The sequence below is a fragment of the Vibrio sp. HENC-03 genome (genome assembly GCF_000305755.2).
Taxonomy (GTDB): domain Bacteria; phylum Pseudomonadota; class Gammaproteobacteria; order Enterobacterales; family Vibrionaceae; genus Vibrio; species Vibrio owensii.
The window spans coordinates 725,873-751,549 of sequence record NZ_JH976064.1 but is presented as its reverse complement, the minus strand read 5'-3'; the positions used below and the strand labels follow the sequence as shown (position 1 = coordinate 751,549).

Genomic DNA, 25,677 nt, shown 5'->3' with positions numbered 1-25,677 from the left:
GAGCTTCGGCTTGGGGATTTTTTTATCAAAAATCGAGTAATGATTTAATTAACAGTAATTAAAACAGTCAGTTACCCAAAATAAAAAGTGATTTATGTCACATTTATAAATGTTGAGTCTCACTTTTTAGCGTCAAAATTTTTTTGACGCGCACGCTTTTATTCACCGAACCGATAACTTGAGGGTTTGGAGGTATTCATATCGTCATCTCCAGTGGTGTTTTGCTCAATTAAGGCTGTGTATTCAACTTGTTGCGTTAAAAATAGCAGCTGCTACGATGCCGCCCGTTTTCTCGTTGGTACAGAAAAGTCCTGTTTTCTGGTGAGAAAATGATGACAAAACAAAGATATGGAAAACTATAAATGAAATTGAAAACTTTAGCTGTAGCAGTGGCGCTAATGGCATCTGGATCTCAAGTTGTCGCTTCAGAATTGTACAACCAAGACGGTACATCACTAGAAATGGGCGGCCGCGCTGAAGCTCGTCTATCTATGATCGACGGCAAAGCAGAAGACCGTTCACGTATCCGTCTTAACTTCCTAGGTAAGCAGGAAATCAGCGATAGCCTATACGGTGTTGGTTTCTGGGAAGGTGAGTTTGAAACATTCGAAAACGGCGCAGTTGATAACAACAGCGATCTAGAGACTCGTTACGCGTACGCAGGTCTTGGCGGTAAATACGGTGAAATCACTTACGGTAAAAACGACGGTGCACTAGGCGTTATCACTGACTTCACTGATATCATGGCTTACCACGGCAACACTGCAGCACTAAAACTGCCAGTTGCTGACCGCACAGACAACATGGTTTCTTACTCAGGCCAATTCGAGCAACTAGCGCTTCGTGCAAGCTACCGTTTTGCTGATCGCACAACAGATGCAAACGGCTTTGACGACAACGAGCAAGATGGCTTCTCTCTATCTGGTATTTACGCATTCGCTGACACTGGCCTTGAGCTAGGTGCTGGCTTTGCTAACCAGGATGATGTTGATCAATACATGCTAGCGGCTTCTTACACTGTAGGTAACTTCTACGTTGCTGGTAACTACACAGGTATCGAGCAAGATTCTGACGATTACAAAGGTTACGAACTAGCAGCTGCATACACTATGGGTCAAACCGTGTTCACTTCTACTTACAACAAAGGTGACGTAGAAGACACAGATACTGTAGAAAACCTAGCTGTTGACGTAACTTACTACTTCAAGCCTAACTTCCGTGGCTACGCGTCATACAACTTCGACCTAATGGACAACGAAGGTTCTGACGAGCAAGACGAACTAGCACTAGGTCTACGTTACGACTTCTAAGTCAAATTGTTTTCTAAGATCCCGCCTTTTTCTTAGTAAAACAAAACCCCTTACCGCGTGGTAAGGGGTTTTCTTCATTTTAGGGTTATTTGAACGCCTTAGGGTTATTTGAACTAATTAGGCTACTTGAACGCAGTGCTTCATACGTTGGATATGGGCTGGTTTATCCTTTCAGCGTTAGCTTGGTGCCATCAAATTTGAGGTGACTTAAAAGGTTTTTGGCATTTGCTTTCCCGAAATCATCAAACTCGACCCCGTATCGCGCGTAGTGTGTCGATTTCTGTAAGTTACAGATTCGCCCTTTTAGTGGCGCTAACATGCGTCCGTTACCCGGCATCGTTATGTCGAGAGTGACAAGATCACCGACTTGGAGCGTTCTACTCATAGGTGAGGTAACAAATCGACAGCCACTCTTGGAAAGGTCTCGTATTTCACATTCTGCTCGGTATTGCTCGAACTGAAGGCGGCTACGCAGATTCACTTCGTATCGCACTTCTTTTCGCAGCTGATAAACCTGCATGGTGTTAGGCAGACTCAGTACCAATAATGGATATGGGTCGCCCAAACGGTGCTGAAGCTGGGCTCGAAAAGGGATTACGGCGCCTTCACCACGATGGGAATAGGCTTTTACGTTAATCCAGAAGCCTTCCTGAAAGTAAAACTTCAAATCCTCGTCGGAGATATTTGGGAGTTCAATCAGCGCGGTATTGTTGGAATGACAGCCCATAAATGTGCTGGTGGTGATGAACTTGGTGCCTACCGGCGTGGTGACGTTAAGTGTCACTTCACTTCCATGTTCCACCATTGCCATTGCATCGGTGCTGTTTAATGTGCTTGCCTGACGTTCTGGTGCTTTTTTATTTGTAAGAGACGAACGATTGTCCCTTGCACTCGTCATCATATTTCTCATTATTATTGTCGTACCTAATGTGAGAAGACGGTTTTGCGCTATGTTATGGTAGTACTAAATGACTAGACTATTGCGTGGATATCATTCTATGCAGTCACATAGCTGGTTTCAATAAAGCACGAGTGAAAAGTGGGGCACGGATAATGCAGAAAGTGACACAAGACACAACAAGCCAAATTTTTTGGGTCGATTTAGAGCAAGACCACAAAGCAAAAGTGGTTTATAAGCTTGATGGACAAGAGATGCACATAACATCCACGCTGATACCTGAGGAAGTGCGCGGTAAAGGCTATGGCAAAGTGATGATGGAAGCCGTACTGCCAGAAATTGAAGCACAAGGCTATCGCGTTGTACCCGTTTGCCCTTACGTGATTAAATACATGGCAACACACCCTGAATGGGCGCATTTACTCGCATAATGGAGCCAATGAACAATCCGCTTTATCAAAACATCGGTGACGAGCTCAAACTCGGTTCGCTTGAACGCATCGATGTGATTCAATCCTTATGGGGTGGTTATGGTGAGTTAGTTCGGCTGACTTTTCCATACCGCTCGATCATCGTTAAACACGTTCAACTTCCTAAACCATCGGAACATCCTCGTGGTTGGAACACCGATCGCTCCCATCAACGTAAGCTGCATTCTTATCAGGTTGAAGTGAGTTGGTATCAGCACTTTAGCCAACAAGCCGACGAACGTTGCCGAATCCCGCAAGGGCTCAAATGTTTTCAGAACGAAAATGAATGGCTGATTGTAATGGAAGATCTCGCTCAAACCGGTTATCCAAACGTGATTAAAGAGGCGAGTAAAGCGCACTTGAAAGCCTGCTTGGTTTGGTTGGCAAACTTCCACGCGCGCTATATTGGTGTTAGTGACGACACTTTATGGCCAACAGGTACCTATTGGCATTTGGCCACAAGACCTGATGAATTGGCCGCACTGCAAGATGACAGGCTCAAGCAACATGCGGAGATGATTGACTGCACTTTGCGTCAGGCGCGCTTTCAAACACTGGTTCATGGTGATGCCAAGCTGGCCAATTTTTGCTTTGATGATGAAGGCTCAGCTGTTGCTGCAGTAGATTTTCAGTATGTAGGTCATGGCTGCGCGATGAAAGACGTGGCGCTGTTCATGAGCAGTGCTGTTGAACCGAATCAGTGTGCAGAGATGGAATCTTGGGTGCTGAATACCTACTTTGACGCCCTAGATAGTGCACTTAAACATTATCAGCCTGAGCTTGATGCTTCTGTGGTTGAGCAAGAATGGCGACCATTGTTCGCCGTTGCTTGGGCGGATTTTCAGCGCTTTGTGAAAGGCTGGAGTCCTAGTCACTGGAAGATTAACCCCTATACCGTATCGTTAACGAAACGAGCGTTAGACTATTTGGACTTGAAGTAGTAAATAAAAACTCCCGCTGGATTTCATAGTGAAAAAGCGGGAGTTTTATCATGGAGGATAACTGTTAGCTTTTCGGTTTTCGAATGCGAGCCATGCTATAGGTGTTGATAAACTCACCGTCTCGGAAAGAGGCATCAACAAACTCACCTTCAATCTCAAAGCCGTGCTTCTTGTACAAGCCTATTGCAGCGTCGTTATCCGCATTCACTTCGATATGGATACGTCTCACATTTAACCAGTTATCGGCCAGTTCTGTCACCGTACTAATCAACGCACTTCCAACGCCTAAGCCGTGAAACTTGTCATGAACACCAATGCCAAACGAGGCGGTGTGCGAAGTTCTCGGGCGCTGTGAATGATGAAATCCAATGTTTCCCACTACTTTGCCATCGATTTCTGCAACATAGCTATACACACCAGCTGGCATGTTCGATAGTCGCTCAACCCACATCTTGAGAGATGGCTTAGGGAGTTGCAGGGTTTCACGTTGTGCTTTTGGTTGCGAATAAATTTCGACTAGCGCAGCGGCGTCTTCAACAGTGGTTGGACGAACGATAATTTCCATGCTTCTCTCCTGTGGTTTGTTGGAATTAACTTCAATCTAACCAGAGAACGTTGCTTTGAATAGCCTTTTTTTACTTTTACCGTTCAAATGGCTTTTAAATTAGTATGTTACGAACCTCTAACTTTCACTTTTTATAGTGAATTATCATTGAAAATACCAGTGAGACTGATTTTCCGTTGAATTTTTGTACTAAGAAACTTCACCTTTATGGAGAATAATGGTGAAGTTGTATTGACTAAAATAAAGCCATTTTTATCAAAGTGTGAAGTTGGTATCTGCAACGAGTTGATTTTAATCAAGACAGGTTGGAGTTACCTCTTATGGGGTATGGGGAGCACGCCTTTTTAGCGCTATTTATGCTTAACTTATTTAAGAGCAATTAGAGCGTGTTTGAGGAAAATAATAATGAAATCCTCTCAGTCAAAAGTCTCGCAAAGTCGACGTCGATTCTTGCGTGACACTGCCCGTACCGCCGCTGGTGTGGGTGCGGCAGCGTGTGTTCTTGGATTGCAGTCTTTGCAGAGCCAAGCACGCGAAACTAAAGGTGTGCCTATTCGTCCGCCTGGCGCGTTGCCAGAAGGTGATTTTGAGTCTGCCTGTATTCGTTGTGGGCTGTGTGTTCAGGCGTGCCCTTATGACACTTTGAAGCTTGCGAGTCTGCTATCCCCAGTTGCCACAGGTTCACCGTACTTCACTGCGCGCGATATTCCTTGCGAAATGTGTGAAGACATTCCTTGTGTCGTGGCTTGTCCTAGCGGTGCGTTAGATCATGATCTCACCGATATAGACGATGCGAGAATGGGAACGGCTGTGCTTATCGACCACGAAACCTGCCTCAACTGGCAAGGTTTACGTTGTGATGTTTGTTACCGCGTGTGCCCACTGATCGACGAAGCGATCACATTGGAAAATATTCGCAATGACAGAACGGGCTATCACGCGAAACTGATCCCAACCGTCAATTCTGATGTGTGTACGGGCTGTGGTAAATGCGAACAAGCTTGCGTGCTTGATGTGGCAGCGATCAAAGTGGTGCCGACCGATCTCGCCAAAGGTAAGGTTGGTAGTCACTACAACTTTGGCTGGCAAGAAATCGACAAGCCGCTTGAAAATGTCTTACCAGCAGATAATCCAGTACCAAGTGGTGCGCTTGAGTCGCTCAAAGGAGGTCAATAATGGCCAAGAACTTAGCGCAAGATGCTGGCAAAGAAGCCATCGAAAAACTGGGATGGTGGCGTGCGCATCGTTTTCTCATTCTACGTCGACTATGCCAACTGACCATCATTGTTCTGTTTATGGCAGGGCCAACATGGGGCATTCTGCAAGGCAATTTATCTTCCAGTATGCTGCTTAATACGGTGCCACTGAGCGATCCTTTGATTGTATTACAGTCTCTCGCCACAGGTCATATTCCAGAGTTTAACGCTTTCCTAGGCGTAGCGATTGTGTTGGTGTTTTACGCGATTCTAGCTCCTCGCGCTTTTTGTGCTTGGGTATGCCCACTCAATATCGTGACGGATTTTGCTGCGTGGCTGCGCAGAAAACTCAATCTCAAAGCGAGTTATCGTTGGTCGCCAAATATTCGCTACTGGTTAATCCCCGCATTGATGCTTGGCAGCGCGATTTCGGGGTCAGTGCTCTGGACTTGGCTTGACCCTGTTGCGGCGCTGCATCGTGGTTTGGTATTTGGCATGGGCGCTGGCTGGGTTTTGATCTTATTGGTGTTTGTGCTGGATTTATTGCTAGTTGAGCACGGCTGGTGTGGTCACTTGTGTCCACTGGGAGCAACGTACAGTGTGATTGGTAGCAAGAGTTTAATGCGAGTCACCGCCGTGCGCCGAGAAGACTGTACTAAGTGCATGGATTGTTTTTATGTTTGCCCCGAGCCGGAGATTTTGCGTCAACCGTTAAAAGAAGGCGACCGTCGCGTGATGGATCAAACCTGTATGAGTTGTGGGCGTTGTTTAGATGTGTGTCCTGAAAAGGTGTTTGAGTTCCAGAATCGACTGAATGTGAAGAACATTGAATAACAAAACAAAGAGTAAGAGAACAAAGAGCGAGTTTAGCTGGTAGGCAGTCTAGTTTTGCTTAATTTTTCGATGCCATCAAAATATTATTGAGCTTAATTAAGATTCATCACTGTTATAGAAATAGCGTATTCCTTTTTATTAACCACCCTTGTATCTGGGTGGTTTTTTTTGACTGTTATGACGTGAATGAAAAACTCTATTGTTATGAAAAGCCTCTTAGTTCCTCTTGTTTTACTTAGCGCTGGTTGTGTTAACCAAGCTCAACCCACTGGACGTGAAGTTGACATCATCGTTGTTGCTCCTATGGAGTCTCAAGTCAGAGTCACTTATCAAGAGCACAATCTATTGAATACCGTTTACCTTAGTGGTGAAGCATGCCGCTTTGATATTGGGCCTACGACGATTAAAGGCGAGGGGGCTTCGGTTGAGCTAAAACCAAATGGCCAGTGTCGATAAACACTGGCCATTTTAGGAAGGAATGGAAGGTGGGCGCTTAGTCCGACTTTTCGTCTTTGATAAGGCCTTTTCTTTCTAGTCGCTTCTTAGGGTTAACGCGATGGTCGACGCCTAGCGCTTCTTTCGTAGTATCCGCGATCGTCTCATCAAGCGTACAACGGTTACCTACAACCTTCGTTACACCGTTAGCCAGCTTCTTAGGGCTACATTTCGGGTCGATAGGGCCAGCGTTTGCGACCACAGGAAGCAGTGACAATAACATCACTGAAAATGCGTATTTCATCTCATGAATCCTAATCTCTCAATTCGGTGCTTAATTTAGCATCGGTACTAAAAAGGATTTAGGCATTCCCAAGATTGTTCATCATCCAGATGACTATAGCCGTTTAGGTCGGTATAGAAAGTTGAAAGCCCTCTCTCTTCCGTGAGAAAAGGGCTTTCGATGAGGCTTCACCTCATTATCACTAGGTGTGCGGTCTGCTTGTCTAATGGAGCAAGTAGTCCATGCTGACTAGCTGCCGCCAAAGTATCGAACTGCTGACCACAACCCACAAAACGGTCTTCGCGATTTTAGCGTTTCGCATGGGTATTCCCGATTATCAAAGATGAAATATTGATTGAGCCAGTTGTTTGGCTGATGTTCAGATGATATCTCAATGAATACTGGCCGAAGTTATCACCTTTAAAACATCTCGGTCTGGAATGCCTACACACAGCATTTTTTGAAAAAAAGCCCACCTATGGAGTGGTAGGTGGGCAAGGCTTATGTGGAGTCACAAACTGCTACAGCTGGAGTCGGGACCGTAGTAGCAAGAAACCTACAATATCGTTTGCCGGTGTGTTCAAAAAGGCATCTTAAATAAAGCGATTTTGGTCGATGCCCAACAGAAAAATGGTTAGTTTGCTCATCTAAAACGAAGAGGTATGGGGTATACCCAAAAGCGGAAAGATTGTGCTTTATTGTTTTTATATATCAATGGTTTAAATTTTTGTTGAACTTGGGTAATTACCAAGCAATAGAATTGACGAAACGATGACAAGGTGACACTGCTTCAAATAAAAATACTCAGCAGTGTCTCTGGATTAAATGTAGCGGTGTGGTGGGAGTGAAGCTCTTATTGCTCGTTCTGTTGCGCGGCTTTTAAGCGCGATTTCTCAACGTTAATGATACCAGGGTTACCAACGCGAACCGTTTGCAGTAAATGCTTGATCCACATTGGCAAAGATGGCGATAAACGGTAATGAATCCAAAGCCCTTGGCGTGTGTCTTTTAAGAACGTGGTATCGCGCAATAATGCTAAGTGGCGAGAGACTTTCGGCTGGCTTTCATTTAACGCGTTTTTAAGATCCGTGACCGTCAAATCTTGTTCGTCTTCCAAAAGCATTAATATTTTCAAGCGTAGCGGATCGCTCATCAGTTTAAAGAAGCTGCTCGGATCAACATGCGTGTTGTTCTCTTCGCTATTGAGAAGCAAAAATAGGCTAATGCGCTCAATCAGTTCTTTGGCGGTATTTTTAAATGGCTTAACGCCTTCCAGTGGTTTGGGATCAACAAGATTCCAATGCAGCTGATCGACATCTTGCTCGAAAATAACACATTCATCTTTTGCGTTGTCACATAAGGTGATGACAAAGTCGTAGTGCTTGCTTTCAACTTCCGCATAATCTTTAGAGCGAAGTCCTTCACTTGTGATGTTCTGTGCATCTAAAACTTCAAACACCCGTTGGTCGACTTCACTTGGGTGAACGCCTGCGCTGTCAGCATGAAAACGGTCTCCTGCCATGTGGTTAAAGATCGCTTCGGCAAGTTGCGAGCGAGCGGAGTTACCAGTGCAAAGAAATAGGACTTGTTTTTTCATCATATCAAACTAAAAAATGCGGAGGCGTATGCCACTGTGACCATTGATAGAAGACAGTATAACGCTGCATGGGGTGAACAAGAAGCACCCGAACGTGCATCAGGTTCTATATTAACCGTTTAGACGTGCTAGATACGAAGAATCGTGATGAAAAAGTGGAGAATAGAAAAGTGCGGAATACAAAGTTATAGCGGGAAGAGTAAAGTAGCCTTACTGCGACGTTTGCGCAGTAAGGCTCAATCCGAATTACTTCTCTAGCTTAGTGAAGTAGTCGAAGATTACTGGTACGTCAGATTGACCTAGACCAGCGTTTAGCGCTGATTGTAGGTTTGCAGAAGTACCTTCAGCGATAAGAGACTCAGTACCTAGGTCTTTTACCATCTCTAGGAAGTAACCAAGGTCTTTGTTTGCGTTTGCAATAGAGAAACCTAGGTTTGGATTACCATCTACAGCGTAGTTCTTACAGAACTGCATAAATGGTGAGTTTGATGGGCCTGCAGACATGATGTCGAACAGTTGTTGGCCATCAACACCAGCAAGTTTTGCAACTGCAAACGCTTGAGACATGGTTGCTACTGTTGTCATACCCATGAAGTTGTTTACAAGTTTCGTCACGTGACCAGAACCTAGTGCGCCTAGGTGGAATACGTTCTCGCCTTGCTCATCAAGTACTGGCTTCACTTTGTTGAATGTATCCATGTCACCAGCAGCCATGATGTTTAGTAGGCCTTCTTTCGCGTGAGCAGGAGTACGGCCAAGAGGTGCGTCAATCATGCCTGCGCCTTTTGCCGCTAGATCTGCGCCAATCTTACGAGTAGAAGCTGGGATAGAAGTACCGAAGTCGATCAGCACTGCACCTTCTTTGATGCCTGCTAGGATACCGTCTTCTGCGTAAACCAATTTTTCTACAACTTCTGAAGTGGTTAGACAAAGCATCACGATGTCACTTGCTGCAGCCAGTTCTTTTGCAGAGCTTGCTTCTTTAGCACCACGAGCAACACACGCTGCAACCGCTTCTTTGTTCAGGTCCATTACGTTTAGTTCGTAACCACGGTTTTGTAGGTTCTCAACCATGTTGCCGCCCATTAGACCTAGTCCAATGAAACCAATCACAGGTTTTGTCATATCTAACTCCTAAAATATACTATTGTATGATTATATGGTCATTATAATATTCGCCCGTCTGGAATTTGCAATGAAAAAATTCCCCAAATGTGTTGTCGGATCTCAGTTTCTTTTAGTGAATTAAATTTTATGTTTTTGTTTTTAATTTATATCAATGGCTTATGTTCAGTTTTGACGCCTAAAAAGGTTAAAAAGCTAGAGGCATGAATTCACGGTTTTGTGATCTGGCGAGCATACAAGTCTTCGTAAGTAGAATAAGTTCATTTGTATTACAAATATATCTTGTTTTATTTACTTGAGGCATTTATGTACACCGGACATTTAGCACACTTAACGTTCCTTTCTTATTTATCTCCTAAGCTGCAAAGCGTCATCGAGATAGCAAAAGATAAGCTCAGCACACCGATTGAAAATGGTAAGTATGAGTTATTTGGAGAATCGGCTTTTATGATGGTGGTTGAAGATCAAACCCAGCTACTTGAAAACCGACGTTCTGAGATTCACCGTAACTATCTCGATGTACAAATCCTACTCGAAGGTGAAGAGGTATTTGGCTACAGTTTGAATCCTTTCACAGCAATAGAAGAAGACCTGCTAACAGACAAAGACGTGGCCTTTAGTGAACAGTTGGTTGATGAGAAGTTCATAAAAGTGGGAGCCGGAGAGTTCATTATTTTCTATCCGGGGCAACCACATCGCCCATTGGTTGCTACAGAATCAGGACCGGCATCAGTCCGTAAGGCAATCATCAAAGTACATAAAGATTTTTTGTAAAATAAACTTTAAAAAATAACGACATAGCCGCTTTTTAAACGCAAGTTTAGAGGCGGTTTTTTATTCTAACTTTCGGAAATTTAAGTAAAAAATAGAAAGTAAATAAATAATAATGATATTGCGAATTTGTTACATTTGGCGGTATGATGGCGGCTTCATATCCTAAGGACTCATCATGAATACGCCACAGAAAAGCTGGAGAACGCCACAAAACTTTCTTCTGCTGATTTCCATTATTGTTCCTATTGCCTTCTCCACTTGGATGGCGCTGCTGAACAACTTCGTTATCGAAAAAGCCAACTTTGATGGGGCCGATATCGGCTTACTGCAAAGTGTGCGTGAGATTCCCGGTTTTCTTGCTTTCACTGTTGTCTTTGTTTTGCTGTTTATCCGCGAGCAACGTTTTATGTTGGTCTCGCTCGCCATGCTGACACTGGGCACGGCAATCACCGGTTACTTCCCATCTTTGTTTGGACTTCTTTTTACTACCTTGTTGATGTCGACTGGCTTCCACTATTTCGAAACACTGAAGCAATCTTTGTCCTTACAATGGCTTTCTAAGGAAGAAGCGCCAGAGATGTTGGGTAAGTTCATCTCGGTTGGGGCGTTGGCGTCTTTAATTACCTATGGTGCGATTTGGGTGCTGCTAGAACAGCTGAAGTTAGATTTTAAGACGGTCTATTTATTGGCAGGCGGTACGGGTTTTATCCTGATTATGGTGATGGCATTTGCGTTTCCTGAATTCAAAACGGAAGTTCCACAAAACAAAAAGTTGGTGCTGCGTAAGCGCTACTGGCTTTACTATGCATTGACCTTTATGAGTGGTGCTCGCCGTCAAATCTTCACGGTCTTCGCTGGTTTCTTGATGGTGGAGAAGTTTGGCTATTCGGCAGCGGACATCACACTGCTTTTCTTAATCAACTATTTGTTCAACTTCCTGTTTGCTAAACGTATTGGTCGCTTTATCGGAGCCGTTGGTGAGCGCAAAGCATTGATGTTTGAATATGTGGGACTGATTTTTGTCTTCGTCGGCTACGGTTTAGTGCAAACAGCGGAGTGGGCGGCAGCATTGTACGTGATTGATCATTTGTTCTTTGCGCTGGCACTCGCAATCAAAACTTACTTCCAGAAGATTGCCGATCCGGCAGACATGGCGTCAACGGCTGGTGTGGCGTTTACCATCAACCACATTGCTGCGGTCGTGATTCCGGTAACCTTTGGTGTGATTTGGTTGGTTTCGCCTTCAAGCGTGTTTTACATTGGTGCTGCTATGGCCGCAGTGAGCTTGTTATTGTCTTTGAATATTCCAGCTAAGCCGGGAGAGGGTAACGAAACACGTGTGTTGAGATGGAACTAAGTTAGTACTTACTACTCAATAACTTAATGCGAAATCTGGTTATAAAAATGGGATGCAGAGGCATCCCATTTTTGTATTCGGTTTTCAACGTGATACTGGTTTGTTGTGAGAGTGGTTCGCTTAGAACGGATACCAAAATAGTTGAGTGTCTATAACGCGTTTGCTAATCGCTGCGGCAACAATCACGACGATGCCTGCCATACACACCATATCGGCTTTGGTCAGCGGCTTTAGGCTGTACCAAGTACGAGAAGAATGACGACCAAAACCACGCAATGTCATCGCGTTAGAGATTTGGTCAGCGCGATCTAGGCTAGAGAAAATTAAAGGGCCTAAGATCTTAGAAACGTTCTTCATACGGGTAAACAACGGCGCTTTCTTACTCAGTTCAACACCACGAGCTTGTTGAGCGTGCATGATGTTCACGAAGTCTTTCTTCACTTCTGGTAAGTAACGCAAGGTCAAACTTACTGCATAGGCGATTTTGTAAGGCACACCCATGCGGTTCAAACTTGCTGCAAACTCAGTAGGATGCGTAGTAAACACAAACACCAAAGCAATTGGGAACATGCTGAAGTATTTCAGTGTCACGGTCACCAAATAAAACAAGGTCTCTTGGGTGAGTGAGTAATTACCCGGTAACGATAACAATACCGTTGTTGAGCCCATGTATTCACTGCCTTGCTGCGGCGCTAATACGAACATAAACAGTGCATTAATCAACAAAACACTGCCTGTACCGATCAGTAAAGGCTTGTACACATGGAAAGGTACCTTGGTCATTTTTAACAAACCAAGACCTACAACGATCAGTAGAGCAATGATGCGCAAATCAAAGGTCGTAAGTACCACTGTTACCCACGCAATGAACATCAAAAACTTGGTGATGCCATTGAGTTTGTGCAGTGGCGATTGGGTATCGATGTAGTTGATACCAAACTTCATCTTATTGTCTTTCATGCCACTACTTTCTCAATGTCTTTAACATCATTATTTTGTGAATCTTGAGCTTCTGAAGCTTGGATATCGGCGTTGTTTTCACGCTCTCGACGCGCTTTTTCAACGTCAATAAAGTGCTGCATAAAGTCGTTCGTGTTCTCAATGCCTAACTCAGTAGCCAGTTCATACAAGCTAGTTGTCGCTAGGTTCGCTTGGTCTAACAGTGCTGGGGAACTAAACACCTCAGTCATTGGCGCGTCAGCAATCAACTTGCTGTCAGCAATCACGATGGAACGAGTGGTGTATTCCAAGACCAAGTGCATGTCATGAGAGATGATCATCACCGTAATGCCAAGTTCACGATTAAGCTTCTCGATAAAGCTCAGCATCGACGTGTAGTTACGGTAATCTTGGCCAGCAGTAGGCTCGTCCAGAATCAAAAGCTCAGGCTCTAGGGCAAGAATCGATGCAATCGTCACACGCTTCTTCTGACCGTAGCTTAATGCCTCAATTGGCCAATGGCGGTACTTGCTCAAACCACACAGCTCAAGGACTTCCAATACCTTCGCTTCGACGTGTTTCTCTTCAACACCACGGTTACGCAGGCCGAAAGCCACCTCGTCGAAAATCATGTGATGCGAAATCATATGATTTGGGTTTTGCATTACCACGCCAACCTTTTGGCTACGCTCGAAAATCGTTAGCTCATTTAAGTCTTGGCCGTCCAAGATCATCGAGCCTTGGTCTGGTTCAATCACGCCCATCACAAGTTTAGTGATGGTGGATTTACCAGAGCCGTTTTTACCCAAAACCGAAACGAATTCGCCGCGTTTTACGTCGAAGCTAACGTCTTCAAGCGCGTTTTTCTCACCATCGTATGAATAGGTTAGGTTACGAACAGCCAGAAGAGTCTCGGCTTGCTTTTCAACATTGGTTGTTTTTGAGGCTTCAAACCATGCGCTGACGGCGGATTGGTATTGCACCAATGGCAATGTACTTAAGCTTGATGGCTTTGCATCGCCTTCAATCGCGCAGCCTGCTTCTTTCAAAGCGGAAAGGTAAAGAGGCTCACGGATACCGTACTCCTCAAGAAGCGGGGACGCTAAGATTTCATCCGGTGTGGTATCTGCGATGATTTCACCACTTTCCATCAGAATGATACGGTCAACAGAGCGATGCAGTACGTCCTCAAGACGGTGCTCGATAATGATGATGGTTTTGCCCGTTTCACGGTGCAGATCATCGATAATCTCGATGGTCTTTTTACCCGTCTTTGGATCAAGGGCTGCAAGTGGTTCGTCAAACAACAAGATGTCGACGTCATCGACTAAAATACCCGCCAAAGAAACGCGCTGTTTCTGACCGCCTGATAAATCGTGAGGGGAGCGATCTAACATCTGTTCCAAATCGACCATTTTGGCCGTCGCTTTGACCAATGGGTACATGTCGATGTTAGACATCAATTGGTTTTCCAACGCGAATGCGATGTCTTCACCAATGCTCAACCCAACAAATTGGCTGTCCGTATCTTGTAGTACGGTACCAACTTGTTCGGTGAACTGGTGCATGTCAAAAGGGGCGGTGTCTTGACCATTGATGGTCAGCTGGCCACTGGTTTCCCCTTTGATTGCGTGTGGGATCAGTCCGTTAAGACATTGGCCAAGGGTAGATTTACCACTACCACTTGGACCGATAATGACGATTTTCTCTCCTTTCTCTATCCTTAGATTGATATTTTTTAGCGTCGGTTTGTCCAGCGACTCATATCTAAAAGAGAAGTTAGAAAATTCGATTGTCATTCGACATTAAGCCTCTGTTAAGTTGCGGCTTTGCTTGTTACGTTTTGCGACAGACTTAAGAATGAAGAAGCCAACAATAGCAATAAGAATGGTGTTACCCAGTGCGATGATCGACAGCTGTGTAAATACCTTAGTGAACGGTTCTGCATACAAGATGGTGTCTAGGAAGGCTGAGCAGCCGTAACCAAATACGTTACCCAATAGAGCAAGCACCACGAACAACGCGAAGTCTTTCATATTAAAGTCACCTTTCTCTAAGCGGTTGCGTGTTAGAGAAGGGAAAAGACCGATAATTAAACCGACAATGCCTGAACCAAGTACCCAAGTTAGCCATACGCCCCAGCCTGCAAATAGGTCAGTAACCCAGTGGCCAATGAAGCCAACCAAGAAGCCTACAAGAGGGCCGAATAACACTGAGAACAATGCCAATACCGCCATTGCTGGTTTCAGCGTCGTGTTTGCAAACACAGGAATGCCAAACATTGGCAAACCGCCGATGCCGTATAGCGCAGCACCGATTGCAATAACCACTACGGTTTTAGCAGAAAGATTCATAGATAACCTCAGTTCAATTGTCGATTTTAAAGAACGTTCACTTGCTTTGTTTTATAGCGCTGATTGTGTAACAAAGTTAGGAAACAACCAAGCTGCTTATTGTTTGCTCTGTTTTTCTTCAAGAAATGTGTGATTGGATTCACGCATCCCATTGACTGGCTTAGTTTTTCAGCAAGCATCAAAAATAAGGCGCGCATTATACAGAATATTGATAAAAGTGGGAATGCTATCTGTCTGGATGGCTAGAATGAAAACAGGGGCTGACTGTCAGCCCCTGATTACACTTTTTGATGCGTTTTTCGCCATTAAATTAATGGTCTAGGTATAGGTAGTTTTGCCAGCTCTTCATGCGGATAAGCACTTTTCGCATGATAGAAACGTGGGTAAAGCTATCTGAATAAACCGCGACCTCAACCGCCGTACCGAGTGGTAGGTGATACTCAGTCAGATCATCAGTGATTTGCAAAGTAACGAACACACGACCACTGGTGCGAAGTGCATCGGTACCCAGTAGCGCACCACGTGCTTGGAACTGGCTTTCCGCGATGGCAGGTAGCACTTCGATGACCTTACCCTTGAACACTTGTCCCGGCAGCGCACGGAACATGAACTCGGCTTCAAAGCCAGGTTCTAGGCGTTGTAGAGAGTTTTGACGGAACGCGGCGGTGTACAGTTTTTGTTCGGTGTGAACGAAAGTCATCACAGGAGCAAGTGGCAGCGGTACCGCCATTACGCCTGGACGCAATGCTAACTGAGTCACGTAGCCGTCGGTTGGCGCTTTCACAACGGTTTGATCGAGGTTGAACTCTGCTTGGCGTAACTCGGCCAATAGTGAAGCAACCTGAGTGTTTTCTCCGCCGACTTCAGAGTCCAACGCAATTTGTGCTTGTTCACGTTTGGACTGAGCAACTTCAAGCGTCGCTTGAGCCGCTTTAAATGCTTGACGGCGAGTATCCAATTGTTGCTCGGTAAAGGCGCCACGATCGAAGCCACGTTGGTAACGGTCGAATTCGCGTTGCGCTTTATCACGCTCAGCAAGTGCTTTGATGACCGCTGCTTCCGCTTCTTGAACGCCAGACTCTAACCCTAATGCACCTTGGCTGGCTTCTTTCACTTTCGCGCGCAGCTTATCCACTTCCGCTTGGAATGGAATCGGATCGATACGGAAAAGTACATCACCTTTCTGTAATGGTTGGTTTGGTTGAACAGGTACTTCAATCACTCGGCCACGAACGCCAGACACCACTGGTGTGGTTGAGAAGACTTGGTTACCGATTTGCGTGAACGGATGGTTGTAGTTCATCAGCAAGATAAGTGTACCGACCAACACCACACCACCAAGAACAGCAGTTGGAACTGTCCATTTGTTCAATGGGATATTGAAGATTTTGAAAATCGCGATACATAACGCGGCGTAAGTCAGAACCAGTAGTAAATCCATTATTGTTCCTCCTTACCTTGTTCTTTTTGTGCTGGAGCGTTTGATGCTGGCTTTTCGCCTTTCAGCGTAGAGACTTCTTTTTTCAATTCGTTGACTTCATCTATTAGCTCTTCGAGGCGATGATGGATATCATGCGTTTCTTGTTCGAGTTGTTTGAAGCCCCAGCCTCGTTCTTTGCGCCATAATGTCGCCCAAATCCAAAGGAAAGGCCAAAGGGCGTGAAGTGTGAAAAGGCTTACCCAGCCAGCGTAGTGAATAGCGTCTTGGTGAGGATGCTCGCGCTCTTTTGCTATTTCATAAGGAATATCGTGAATCACAATGATTCCGTAGAAGATAACCAAAGCAACGAAAATGAGTAACCCAAGTGCAAAATAGTCTAGAAACATCTTACTTCCCTGTGCTTGTTGCTAAATAGAAAAACTTACGTAAATTAACTGTTTAAGTATTTGATGAAACAATAAGTGAATCAAGTTATTTATAACTCGATGCGCTGTTATTGAGAGATACGGCATGCAATACGAAGGAGTAAGCAGTGCAATATTCAGGTGAGATTGCTGCAATTTGCGCGGCGGTCGTTTGGGCGGTTGCCACATGGATATACAGTCAGTTCAGTCATCGCTTTTCGGCGATGCAGTTGAACATTGTCAAAGGCGTTATTGCGTCGGCGATGATGCTGGTGGTCATGCCATTTTTGCCGCAGGGTATACCAACACAAATTGAACCATTACATCTCGCTGTATTAGCGGTTTCCGGTGTGATTGGTATTGCCATTGGCGACAGTGCTTATTTCGCCGCGTTAAAGCGCATTGGTCCGAACAAAACCTTATTGCTGGAATCTCTTGCTCCTCCGCTATCGGGCGTGCTTGCTTTGGTGTTTCTTGGTTCGGAGCTGACATTACAAAGTTGGCTTGGCGTGGTGGTGACAACCGCAGCAGTGACTTTTGTGGTCTTTCAACCTTCTTCTTCAGGCGAAGAAACAAATTGGAGTGGCATTGGGTTTGGCCTGTTGGCGAGTGTATGCCAAGCCTCGGGTGTGGTGATTTCGCATTATGCGTTGGTTGCAGGCGATCTTCCGCCGTTGCTTGGTGCATTGATTAGACTCAGCATTGGTGTGTTAGCGGTCTGCTTGGTGATTAAAGTCGTTGAGCCTGCACCGTTTAAAGGCATCAAGCAGCACATTCAAGAGATGGGCAACAAAGCGATGGGATGGTTGCTACTGGCGATCTTTGTCGGAACCTTCCTTGCCCTTTGGCTACAACAGATTGCGTTGAAGTACGCCAACCCAGCGATAGCGCAAACTTTAATCGCTACAAGCCCGTTGTTTATCTTGGTGATTTACGCCGTTAAAGGTGAAAAGGTGGGCGTGAAGAGTGTGATAGGTACATTGGTCGCGCTTGGCGGTATTTCGTTGTTCTTTCTATAAGCCTTTCTCTTAGCAAGTGGAAACAAGATATAAAAACGCCCCAGATTGAGCTGGGGCGTTTTTTATTTTTCAGAACTTGGTTTGTGGCGCAGAGCTTGGTTTATCGTTGAAGTTTGGCTTATAACTCAGTACACACTTGATTTCGGCCGTTGGCTTTCGCGCGATACAGAGCTTTGTCGGCACGATAGAAGGTACGTTGAGTGTTTTCACCTTCGCGATGTAAGGTAATACCTATGGAGACGGTCAAGCCGCGCTCGCCCAAGATTTCATGCCAACCAAACTGGTAAATGCGCTCACGGTAGTTTTCAGCGTGCATTTCAGCTTTAGCGACTTCGGTGTTTTCAAGAATCACCAAGAACTCTTCTCCACCAAAACGTACACATGAAGACCCTCGGAATTTAAAGTAACCGGAGAGTTCTTTCGAAACGTTCACAATGGCTTTATCACCCACTAAGTGGCTGAGCTCATCGTTGATCGATTTGAAGTGATCAATGTCGATAACCAGTAAGGCGAAAGGCGTGTCGTGCAGCAGCAAATCTTTTAACTTCACTTCCAACCAACGTCGGTTGTGTAAAGAAGTGAGAGGATCTGTGAACACGTCTTGTTGCAACTGGGCTACCGTATTTTTATGTTGTTGGGTGGTCTCTTTCAGTTCTTTGTTTTCAATCTCTGACAGGATAAGTTTGAGTTGTAATTCAAATCGAGTCAGGCGGCGCAACTGTGCAGGCCCTAGCTCGCTGATTGGAATGTGTTTCACCAAGTCAGATTCAACGCGAAACGCTTTCTTCTCGTAATTGAGCGCCTCTTTGAACAAGCCTTGCGATGAACACACTTGGCTCATTGCATTGTAAAAGCGGTTCGCAATCAATGGTGAAGAATGTTCGTTGATACGTTTGCCAGTCGAGGCCAAAAGTAGGTTTGATAGCGATTGGTGGCCGACTTCATTCAAGCAATAAGCAGTCTCGATTTTTACCATGGTTGAGAGCCAGAACGTGTGTTGCTTACCGGTCGCGTACTGGATTTGAGAGATGGCAAGCAGCGCTTCGTTGTACTCTTTTTGTAAACGGTGCAGTTTGGCTCGGTATAAATGAATCTGACCCGTTAGGTTTTTATCACTGACCAAGATGCTGAGTTCTTCACATTCGCTGAGCAAGTCTGTCGCCGCGCCGATGCGCTGAAGGCTGATGTAACACGCCAACATATAGAGTTTGTAGCGCAATCTCAGTGAGCGGCTACCAATCGCATGATCAATTGCATCGATCTTTTGGTAGTAGCGTAGAGCACGATTATGATCGCCATACGCATCACACAGATTGCCCATCCCAATGATGGCTAATACGTACTCGTCAATGTAACCGTATTCCACCGATATATTGGAAGAAGAGATGTACTCAGTTAATGCCGCGTTGTAGTCGCCTTTTTCGACCAAGCGATCGCTCAAGCTCGATTTCACCGAAAGAATGTCTTCGACGTCCTCTGGCAGTTTGAGTAAATCGAGTGCGTGGCGTAGCTCTTCAATGCTTTCTGTTAACTGTTTAATCTTGCTGCGATACTCGGCACTGATGATATAGCAATGCGCTTTCTCTCGATTGGTTGAAGCAATGTGTAGGCGAATGTGTTCCCACAAGATCAACGCCTCTTCACCAGTGACTGAAGAGGGATCCATGCCTGCATCGGTGACCTTACTAAGCAGTTGTTCCATTCTTCATTACCTCAATGTGGCTCTCTTCCAACTGCTCTAACGTGAACGGGAAGGTTAGGATGTCCTGTAGATAAAGGGTTGGCTTAGGGCCAGTTAAACCGCGACGTTTCCAAGGGTAGATGTCCAACATAGCGCAAACGGTGCGGTAGAGATCTTCAGCGGCTTGGTCCTTTTCAGCAATCAACATTGCTAGACGGTCGCTGCTCAAGCGCGAGATAAGATCACTAGACGTGGTGAGCGAATGGACTAGTTCGGTACAGATGTCGAGAAACGCCGGATCGGAGTGACGGATCATGATGATCGCATGATTCGAGCGTTTTAATTCGGTCTTAAACAGAACCAGTTGTTCCCACCAATAGGTTTCTGACACCACATTTGAGAACTGCTTTTCTGGGTCGTATTCATGTTGAGCACGAATACGGTTGATGAGTTTTCTTGCTCGCTGCTCTAACTGGCGTTTTGAGCCACGAGCTTTGTCCATGCTGACTCGGTGTGTCTGCTCTTTAAGCATCTTGAGGGCATGTTTGCGATATTTTTGAAACGCTTGGAAAGCGAGCTCATAATTGCCTTGCTCTTCGGCAACTCGTGATTGTTGGAAGCAGATTTGGCTGAGCAGTTCACCGTTATCAAATGCGAGCGCGGATTGTTCGGCGGATTGCAAAAGTTTTGCAGCACTCTCTGTGTTTTTACGCAATAGTTCGAGTCTTGCTCGGCTGATGAAAGAGTGGGCCTTCATCCAAGTCAGGTCTTGCTCTATCGCGAGCTGGTGGGCTTTTTGGGTCGCTTCTTCTGCGGCATCGAGGCGTTCTAAGCCAAGAAGCGCAAGACCTTTAAAATCCCATATCTCAGCTTGCCAAGTGCTGTCTTCATGATCTCTTAGGACTTCGGTTGCGCCGTCTAAGACGGTGAGCATTTCAACAAAGTTGTTGAGTAGGTAGTAATCCCAAGCCAGCAGGATTCTCGCTTTCCCTTCTAACCAAGCAATACGGACGTTATTTGCCACTTTAACCGCAAGCTCGTGCGTGGAAGCGGCAAGCTTATGTTCGTTAGTGATTCGCCAAACATTGCCTAGGCCGATTAAGGCTTCGATTTGAATCTCGATGTCGTCGACCAAGGCCGATTGTTCAAGGGCGTTAATCCAATATTGCTGAGCGGAGTAATACTTTGCTTGTCCCCAATATTGAAGCGCGAACAGGTGGAGAATTTCTGGGAGGTGATCGTCAGTATCGAGTTGAATTTGAATATTGTAAGCGTCTTTAATCAGCTTTAGGCCATGACGATAGTCCATGCTACACCAGCATGCGTGCGACATGATGATAAGTGCACGGATCTCGCCATCGACAAATAGAATTTGCTCTGCACGAATACGGCACTGTTCTGCGATTCGGAATGCTCGCTCGGGATCAGATTTTATCTGGCCTTCAAGGGCGTTGAGCTCGGCCTCGAGCTGAATTTGGCTTTTATCCAACGTTCACATCCATGACTATCGAACTGGAATTTACACCTAAAAACAAGTGGTTAGATGCGTTTATCGTTTTGGTGTGGAAAATGGCCACACCAATAAGGAATCGGATACTGTAATGTATACCGTGTTCAACACTTACTTACCACTCATAAATGAGTAAACTGTTAAATAGTCATGACAACAATTGTTTGATCGTTAGCGGTGCGTCTGTGACCTTCAGTCTTTGAGCAGCAGTAAGTCCTTGCTTATCCTGATAGCACAAATTATGCCAAGCTCTGAATATATCTAAAAGAGGCAATATCCCGGCAGGTCGTAATTTGCGACGTGGCTCGTTGATGAAGCTCTCAAACAACAGTTGGAAGCGGTTTTGATAGAACTGAATGTGACGTGTTGTTGCCACATTAAACCAGGCTTCTGGCTCGTTTTTATCGCCAGCTAAATAGCAAATACCCTTGTTGCACTCATACTGGCTAGAAATCGCCCAGCGATCTCGCCACCAACTCATGTAGGCAATGTCTACTTTGCCAAATGGCGCACTCATGTCCCAAATCGCGTCTTCTTCTACATACATAAGATCCACATTTTTCTCTTGGATACGAGACAAACAAACGCTCAACGCAGCAGAGCGGAGCAGGGGATCTTGAGGCATGTAAATAGAAACGCGCTTCTCAGGGCAGCACATATCTAGCACATGAAGATAGTGCGCATAAGAAGTGTATGGCGGACGAATCAAAGCGCCCTTGGATGGGTAATGGAACACCGAAAGGTTACCCAAAGGATCTTCTACGTTGCCACGAGCCAGAATGGTTTGATATTTCTGATCGATGCGCTCACGCAGTTTTTTAGACGGTGCTGGTGGCGGTTCACTCGCTTCCGCTGTGTATTCTTGCGAGACAAAGCGAGACACTTCATCGTATGGGTTGTGATCCAGTGTAGCGACTGGCTCATCATCAGAAGAGTAGTTCACATGCTGACAAAGGATATAACCCGAATGTGCTTCACCTGAAGCAATCCAATAAACGCCATTATTGCTGTTTGGCTGCAGCGCGACGTAGTTCGACGCGAGCTCATAATGCTCAGCGTGGTTTACCCAGCGTGCATCAATCGTCGCCAGTTTGCGTCGGCAACGGCTAGCGATGTGGTCAACATGATCGTAAAAGGTTTTTGGGTTGATGCTGAGTTTGCGGCAGATTTCGCGAACGGAATAACCAGTAAACAATAAGCCCATTAAATTCTCTTGGAATTGAAGCTTTTTGTTGGCACCAGACCATTTATCGACAAAAGTACTTTGACACACTTTGCAGCGGTAACGTTGGCGATCGCCACTGTAACCGAAAGCGTGATAGAGGTGTTTATGAGTATGGACAGAAAGCCCAAAGTTATCGCAGTCATCGTTGCGACAAGCAGGTAACCCGTCACTGTGGACGTGACGCAGACGATGAAGTTCGTTCACTACATCGCGGTTATTAAGTAAGGGGGGGAAAGCTCCACACTCACGGCATACCATCGCCGGACGTTTAGGGTTAGCATGTTGCAAAACGTATCGCTTTGCATCACTCAATCCAAAGTTGTCACACGCCAATGTTTTACAAAAGTTGAGTTGTAACCCATCTGCGTCCCTTGGCAGTTCGCCGTTAGACACAATCGCCCCCTCGGGATAATTCTTGCAGCCGGTCAGGCCCCGGCTGCTATTTACTACTTAGGTGTTTCTTAGATGTTGATTGCTGTTTCTAGAGCAACTTTCATCATGTCGTTGAACGACTTTTGACGCTCTTCAGAGCTTAGTTTTTCGCCACGGATGATGTGGTCAGAAACTGTTAGGATAGTTAGAGCTTTCGCGCCTAGGTCAGCAGCAACGCCGTAGATACCAGCCGCTTCCATGTCTACACCTAGGATGCCTAGTTTTTCCATTTTCTCGAACAGGTCTGCTTCTGGTGTGTAGAACAGGTCTGCAGAGAATACGTTACCAACTTTAACCGGTACTTCTTGAGCACGCGCTTGGTTAACCGCTTCTTCTAGAAGACCGTAGTCAGCGATTGCAGCGAAGTCGTGGTTGTTGAAACGGATACGGTTAACTTTTGAGTCTGTAGATGCACCCATACCGATAACAACGTCCATTAGTTTCACGTCGTCACGCACTGCACCACAACTACCTACACGGATAACGTTTTTCACGCCGTACTCAGCGATTAGTTCGTGTACGTAGATACAGCAAGATGGGATACCCATACCGTGGCCCATTACAGAAACTTTCTTGCCTTTGTAAGTGCCAGTAAAGCCGAACATGTTGCGAACGTCACAAACTTGTTTCACATCTTCTAGGAACGTTTCTGCGATGTATTTAGCGCGCAACGGGTCGCCTGGCATTAGAACTGTTTCAGCGAAATCACCTGGTTGTGCGTTAATGTGTGGGGTTGCCATAAGTGCTCTCCAAAGTTTTGTTCAGGTAAAACGCATCAATTATAGAATGCTATTACCAATTCTGTTGAACTTGTTCGTTTTCGTTGAGGCCATAATATCGGGACAGGGTAAGGGGACTTGAGAGTTAAGTCACAAAACGGTCGGTTTTAGTGTTTAAATATTCTGTTGATAACTAAATCTGTTGAAAGCAAAAAGGCAATCGATTTGCTTTTGAGCAGTTTGTCGATTGCGCGCACAAATTCTTCCTTTCTTTGCCTAAATTTTTTCTGAAATCGTGCTGATCGAATTCCCATATAAGTGAGTAAAACGGTTAAATTGTACAATTTATTTTCTTGTACAATCTGGAAAGGCTTGCTATAAGTTATACAACAAAACATTTTGTATAGGGATGCGTCATCATGGAATCGTCAATCAAAGTAGGTATCAGCTCTTGTGTGTTAGGTGAACGTGTACGTTTCGACTCTGGGCACAAAATCAGCAACTTCGTTACTAAAGAATTGGATGGGTACTTCAGCTTCGTGCCTGTATGCCCGGAAGTCGGTGTTGGCATGACAGTGCCTCGTCCAACCATTCGTCTAGTGAGCAACGAAGAACGTATTGCATTGGTCGAAACAAAGAATCCTGAAAACGATCATACCGATAAAATGCTGACGTACTCAGAAAACAAAGTGAATGAGCTCCAAGGGGAGCAGCTGTGTGGATACATCGTATGTGCTAAGTCTCCAACTTGCGGCATGGAACGAGTGAAGGTTTACAGCAAGAACAGTGCTGCGAAAGAAGGCATTGGCTTGTACACCAGAACTTTGATGGAAAAAATGCCGTGGTTACCAGTAGAAGAAGACGGTCGCCTTAATGATCCTGTATTGAAAGAGAACTTCATTACTCGCGTTTACTGCTTGAACGACTTTTATGAGTCGATGGGCGGCGAGCCAACTCGTGGCAAGATCATCGAGTTCCACTCACGTTACAAGCTAACACTGATGGCGCACCACCCAGAATCTTACCGATCACTAGGTCGATTGGTGGCTGATGTTGCGAACTATGAAATCGAAGACTTCTACAACGAATATCGCCTTGGCCTGATGAAGGCATTGCAAAACCGAGCGAGTCGTAAAAATAACACTAACGTGTTGATGCACTTACAAGGCTACTTTAAGCGTTCGCTGAATAGTGATGAAAAAGCAGAGTTAGCGACGGTTATCAGTGACTACCGAACTGGCCTGTTACCATTGCTTGCCCCGTTAACCTTAATTAAGCACTATCTCAATGCGTACCCAGATGAGTACCTACAAAAACAAAAATATTTAGAACCATACCCGCAGGAGATGAGACTACGTTATGGATTGTAGCCAAGAAGAAAAACTATACGCAATTAGAGATGTATCAGAGTTGACGGGCGTAAAACCCGTCACTCTGAGAGCTTGGCAAAGACGCTATAACTTGATTCAACCTCAGAGAACAGAAAAAGGCCATCGCCTATACCGCCAACAAGACCTAGATACGATCCGTGAGATCCAAGGGTGGCTTGCCAAGGGTGTGGCGATTGGCAAAGTTAAGGGATTATTGGGTCAAGAGTCCGATGTTGACGTCGCCTCTGACGTTCAGCGTTTGGAAGAAGCCGAAGCCATGCTGAAAGCCCTGTCCGAACTCAACCGTGGCAAAACGGAAACCTTGTTATCTGGCGTATTAAAGGAATACCCACTTAACATTGTTATAGAACAGTTGATAAACCCAGTTTTCGAAGCGTTAGACTTAGTGAAAGTGTCGCAGCGTTCTCTTCAATTGGGGTTGTTCCAAACTTGTTTGATCACTCGATTGGCATTGGTTGTCGATTCTGAAAACAAAGCGTCCTCAAAGGGCAAATGCTTACTGCTTAGCTTTGACCAAGCACGTGATTCAGAGAGTTGGGTACAAGCAGCAAAACTGTGTGAACAGGGCTATCACATTACTTTGATCGATAAAGTAGAAGATGTTTCTGGTCTGATTGACCATGACGTGCTCTCTCGTTATCAATTCGTCCACTTCTTCTCAAACAAAGCACTGCCTATCAAGCAGGTGGAAGTGCTAACCACTTTACAAACACAACTTCCAGAAAAGGTTCAGTTTTCTGAAGTGATAGAAAAGTTGCACTTTGCTGCCTAAAAATA

At 45.3% G+C, this 25,677-nt stretch carries 25 protein-coding genes; 11 read left to right on the top strand and 14 right to left on the bottom strand.

Annotated elements, in window-relative coordinates:
• Positions 1-362: 362 nt before the first annotated feature.
• On the top strand, positions 363-1,310 hold the full coding sequence (locus VCHENC03_RS20030; RefSeq protein ID WP_005439023.1) for a porin: 948 nt from the start codon (positions 363-365) through the stop codon (positions 1,308-1,310).
• Positions 1,311-1,473: 163 nt separating this feature from the next.
• Here VCHENC03_RS20030 and VCHENC03_RS20035 read toward each other — a convergent pair whose 3' ends face one another.
• Entirely contained in the window at positions 1,474-2,211 is a 738-nt protein-coding gene (locus VCHENC03_RS20035; RefSeq protein ID WP_370736490.1) for a flagellar brake protein, read from the bottom strand.
• A 152-nt stretch (positions 2,212-2,363) separates the two neighbouring features.
• On the opposite strand from VCHENC03_RS20035, the gene VCHENC03_RS20040 reads away from it, so the two are divergent.
• The gene (locus VCHENC03_RS20040; protein ID WP_005439019.1) at positions 2,364-2,639 is read left to right on the top strand and encodes a GNAT family N-acetyltransferase; all 276 of its coding nucleotides are present in this window, start codon (positions 2,364-2,366) and stop codon (positions 2,637-2,639) included.
• Positions 2,639-3,619, top strand: a complete 981-nt coding sequence (locus tag VCHENC03_RS20045; protein ID WP_009704959.1) for a phosphotransferase — start codon at positions 2,639-2,641, stop codon at positions 3,617-3,619. Before VCHENC03_RS20040 ends, VCHENC03_RS20045 begins: the two co-directional genes overlap by 1 nt.
• Positions 3,620-3,683: 64 nt before the next feature.
• Here VCHENC03_RS20045 and VCHENC03_RS20050 read toward each other — a convergent pair whose 3' ends face one another.
• Positions 3,684-4,184, bottom strand: a complete 501-nt coding sequence (locus tag VCHENC03_RS20050; RefSeq protein WP_009704958.1) for a GNAT family N-acetyltransferase — start codon at positions 4,182-4,184, stop codon at positions 3,684-3,686.
• A gap of 405 nt (positions 4,185-4,589) precedes the next feature.
• Between VCHENC03_RS20050 and napG the strand changes: the two genes are divergently transcribed.
• From napG to VCHENC03_RS20065, 3 genes are all read left to right on the top strand, one after another.
• Positions 4,590-5,360, top strand: coding sequence for a ferredoxin-type protein NapG (napG, locus tag VCHENC03_RS20055; protein ID WP_005439014.1), 771 nt, complete (start codon positions 4,590-4,592; stop codon positions 5,358-5,360).
• On the top strand, positions 5,360-6,214 hold the full coding sequence (gene napH / locus VCHENC03_RS20060; RefSeq protein ID WP_005439006.1) for a quinol dehydrogenase ferredoxin subunit NapH: 855 nt from the start codon (positions 5,360-5,362) through the stop codon (positions 6,212-6,214). The genes napG and napH overlap by 1 nt, the downstream gene beginning before the upstream one ends.
• Positions 6,215-6,418: 204 nt before the next feature.
• A complete protein-coding gene (locus tag VCHENC03_RS20065) occupies positions 6,419-6,670 on the top strand; it encodes a hypothetical protein (protein WP_009704957.1) in 252 nt (83 codons plus the stop codon).
• A 37-nt stretch (positions 6,671-6,707) separates the two neighbouring features.
• Here VCHENC03_RS20065 and VCHENC03_RS20070 read toward each other — a convergent pair whose 3' ends face one another.
• The 3 genes from VCHENC03_RS20070 to VCHENC03_RS20080 all read right to left on the bottom strand — a co-directional run bounded on the left by VCHENC03_RS20070 (position 6,708) and on the right by VCHENC03_RS20080 (position 9,654).
• The gene (locus tag VCHENC03_RS20070) at positions 6,708-6,953 is read right to left on the bottom strand and encodes a hypothetical protein (RefSeq protein WP_005439002.1); all 246 of its coding nucleotides are present in this window, start codon (positions 6,951-6,953) and stop codon (positions 6,708-6,710) included.
• Positions 6,954-7,785: 832 nt separating this feature from the next.
• The gene (locus VCHENC03_RS20075) at positions 7,786-8,532 is read right to left on the bottom strand and encodes a metalloregulator ArsR/SmtB family transcription factor (RefSeq protein ID WP_009704956.1); all 747 of its coding nucleotides are present in this window, start codon (positions 8,530-8,532) and stop codon (positions 7,786-7,788) included.
• A 243-nt stretch (positions 8,533-8,775) separates the two neighbouring features.
• Positions 8,776-9,654 (bottom strand): NAD(P)-dependent oxidoreductase, encoded by an 879-nt coding sequence (locus tag VCHENC03_RS20080; RefSeq protein WP_005438999.1) that lies wholly within the window; start codon positions 9,652-9,654, stop codon positions 8,776-8,778.
• A gap of 306 nt (positions 9,655-9,960) precedes the next feature.
• Between VCHENC03_RS20080 and VCHENC03_RS20085 the strand changes: the two genes are divergently transcribed.
• Together VCHENC03_RS20085 and VCHENC03_RS20090 are read left to right on the top strand one after the other, a co-directional pair.
• On the top strand, positions 9,961-10,428 hold the full coding sequence (locus tag VCHENC03_RS20085; RefSeq protein WP_009704955.1) for a YhcH/YjgK/YiaL family protein: 468 nt from the start codon (positions 9,961-9,963) through the stop codon (positions 10,426-10,428).
• 175 nt (positions 10,429-10,603) lie between these two features.
• A complete protein-coding gene (locus VCHENC03_RS20090) occupies positions 10,604-11,785 on the top strand; it encodes an MFS transporter (protein WP_005438997.1) in 1,182 nt (393 codons plus the stop codon).
• 120 nt (positions 11,786-11,905) lie between these two features.
• On the opposite strand, the gene VCHENC03_RS20095 is transcribed toward VCHENC03_RS20090, so the two are convergent.
• From VCHENC03_RS20095 to VCHENC03_RS20115, 5 genes are all read right to left on the bottom strand, one after another.
• Complete coding sequence (locus VCHENC03_RS20095; RefSeq protein WP_009704954.1) at positions 11,906-12,745, bottom strand: energy-coupling factor transporter transmembrane component T family protein; 840 nt, start codon at positions 12,743-12,745, stop codon at positions 11,906-11,908.
• Complete coding sequence (locus tag VCHENC03_RS20100; protein WP_009704953.1) at positions 12,742-14,523, bottom strand: ABC transporter ATP-binding protein; 1,782 nt, start codon at positions 14,521-14,523, stop codon at positions 12,742-12,744. The genes VCHENC03_RS20095 and VCHENC03_RS20100 overlap by 4 nt, the downstream gene beginning before the upstream one ends.
• A gap of 6 nt (positions 14,524-14,529) precedes the next feature.
• Positions 14,530-15,078, bottom strand: coding sequence for an ECF-type riboflavin transporter substrate-binding protein (locus VCHENC03_RS20105; protein WP_005432209.1), 549 nt, complete (start codon positions 15,076-15,078; stop codon positions 14,530-14,532).
• Between the two features lie 310 nt (positions 15,079-15,388).
• Positions 15,389-16,519, bottom strand: coding sequence for an HlyD family secretion protein (locus VCHENC03_RS20110; RefSeq protein WP_009704951.1), 1,131 nt, complete (start codon positions 16,517-16,519; stop codon positions 15,389-15,391).
• The gene (locus VCHENC03_RS20115) at positions 16,519-16,905 is read right to left on the bottom strand and encodes a DUF3302 domain-containing protein (protein ID WP_009704950.1); all 387 of its coding nucleotides are present in this window, start codon (positions 16,903-16,905) and stop codon (positions 16,519-16,521) included. The genes VCHENC03_RS20110 and VCHENC03_RS20115 overlap by 1 nt, the downstream gene beginning before the upstream one ends.
• Before the next feature lie 146 nt (positions 16,906-17,051).
• Between VCHENC03_RS20115 and VCHENC03_RS20120 the strand changes: the two genes are divergently transcribed.
• On the top strand, positions 17,052-17,942 hold the full coding sequence (locus VCHENC03_RS20120; RefSeq protein ID WP_009704949.1) for a DMT family transporter: 891 nt from the start codon (positions 17,052-17,054) through the stop codon (positions 17,940-17,942).
• A 118-nt stretch (positions 17,943-18,060) separates the two neighbouring features.
• Here the strand turns inward: VCHENC03_RS20120 and VCHENC03_RS20125 are convergent, their stop codons facing one another.
• From VCHENC03_RS20125 to deoD, 4 genes are all read right to left on the bottom strand, one after another.
• A complete protein-coding gene (locus VCHENC03_RS20125) occupies positions 18,061-19,644 on the bottom strand; it encodes a GGDEF domain-containing protein (protein WP_009704948.1) in 1,584 nt (527 codons plus the stop codon).
• A complete protein-coding gene (locus VCHENC03_RS20130; protein WP_009704947.1) occupies positions 19,628-21,112 on the bottom strand; it encodes a hypothetical protein in 1,485 nt (494 codons plus the stop codon). The genes VCHENC03_RS20125 and VCHENC03_RS20130 overlap by 17 nt, the downstream gene beginning before the upstream one ends.
• A 169-nt stretch (positions 21,113-21,281) precedes the next feature.
• Positions 21,282-22,751, bottom strand: coding sequence for a hypothetical protein (locus tag VCHENC03_RS20135; protein ID WP_005441107.1), 1,470 nt, complete (start codon positions 22,749-22,751; stop codon positions 21,282-21,284).
• Positions 22,752-22,819: 68 nt separating this feature from the next.
• Positions 22,820-23,530 (bottom strand): purine-nucleoside phosphorylase, encoded by a 711-nt coding sequence (deoD, locus tag VCHENC03_RS20140; RefSeq protein ID WP_005441106.1) that lies wholly within the window; start codon positions 23,528-23,530, stop codon positions 22,820-22,822.
• Positions 23,531-23,928: 398 nt separating this feature from the next.
• On the opposite strand from deoD, the gene VCHENC03_RS20145 reads away from it, so the two are divergent.
• Together VCHENC03_RS20145 and VCHENC03_RS20150 are read left to right on the top strand one after the other, a co-directional pair.
• On the top strand, positions 23,929-24,879 hold the full coding sequence (locus tag VCHENC03_RS20145; RefSeq protein WP_009704946.1) for a YbgA family protein: 951 nt from the start codon (positions 23,929-23,931) through the stop codon (positions 24,877-24,879).
• Positions 24,869-25,672, top strand: coding sequence for a MerR family transcriptional regulator (locus tag VCHENC03_RS20150; RefSeq protein ID WP_009704945.1), 804 nt, complete (start codon positions 24,869-24,871; stop codon positions 25,670-25,672). The genes VCHENC03_RS20145 and VCHENC03_RS20150 overlap by 11 nt, the downstream gene beginning before the upstream one ends.
• Positions 25,673-25,677: the final 5 nt, after the last annotated feature.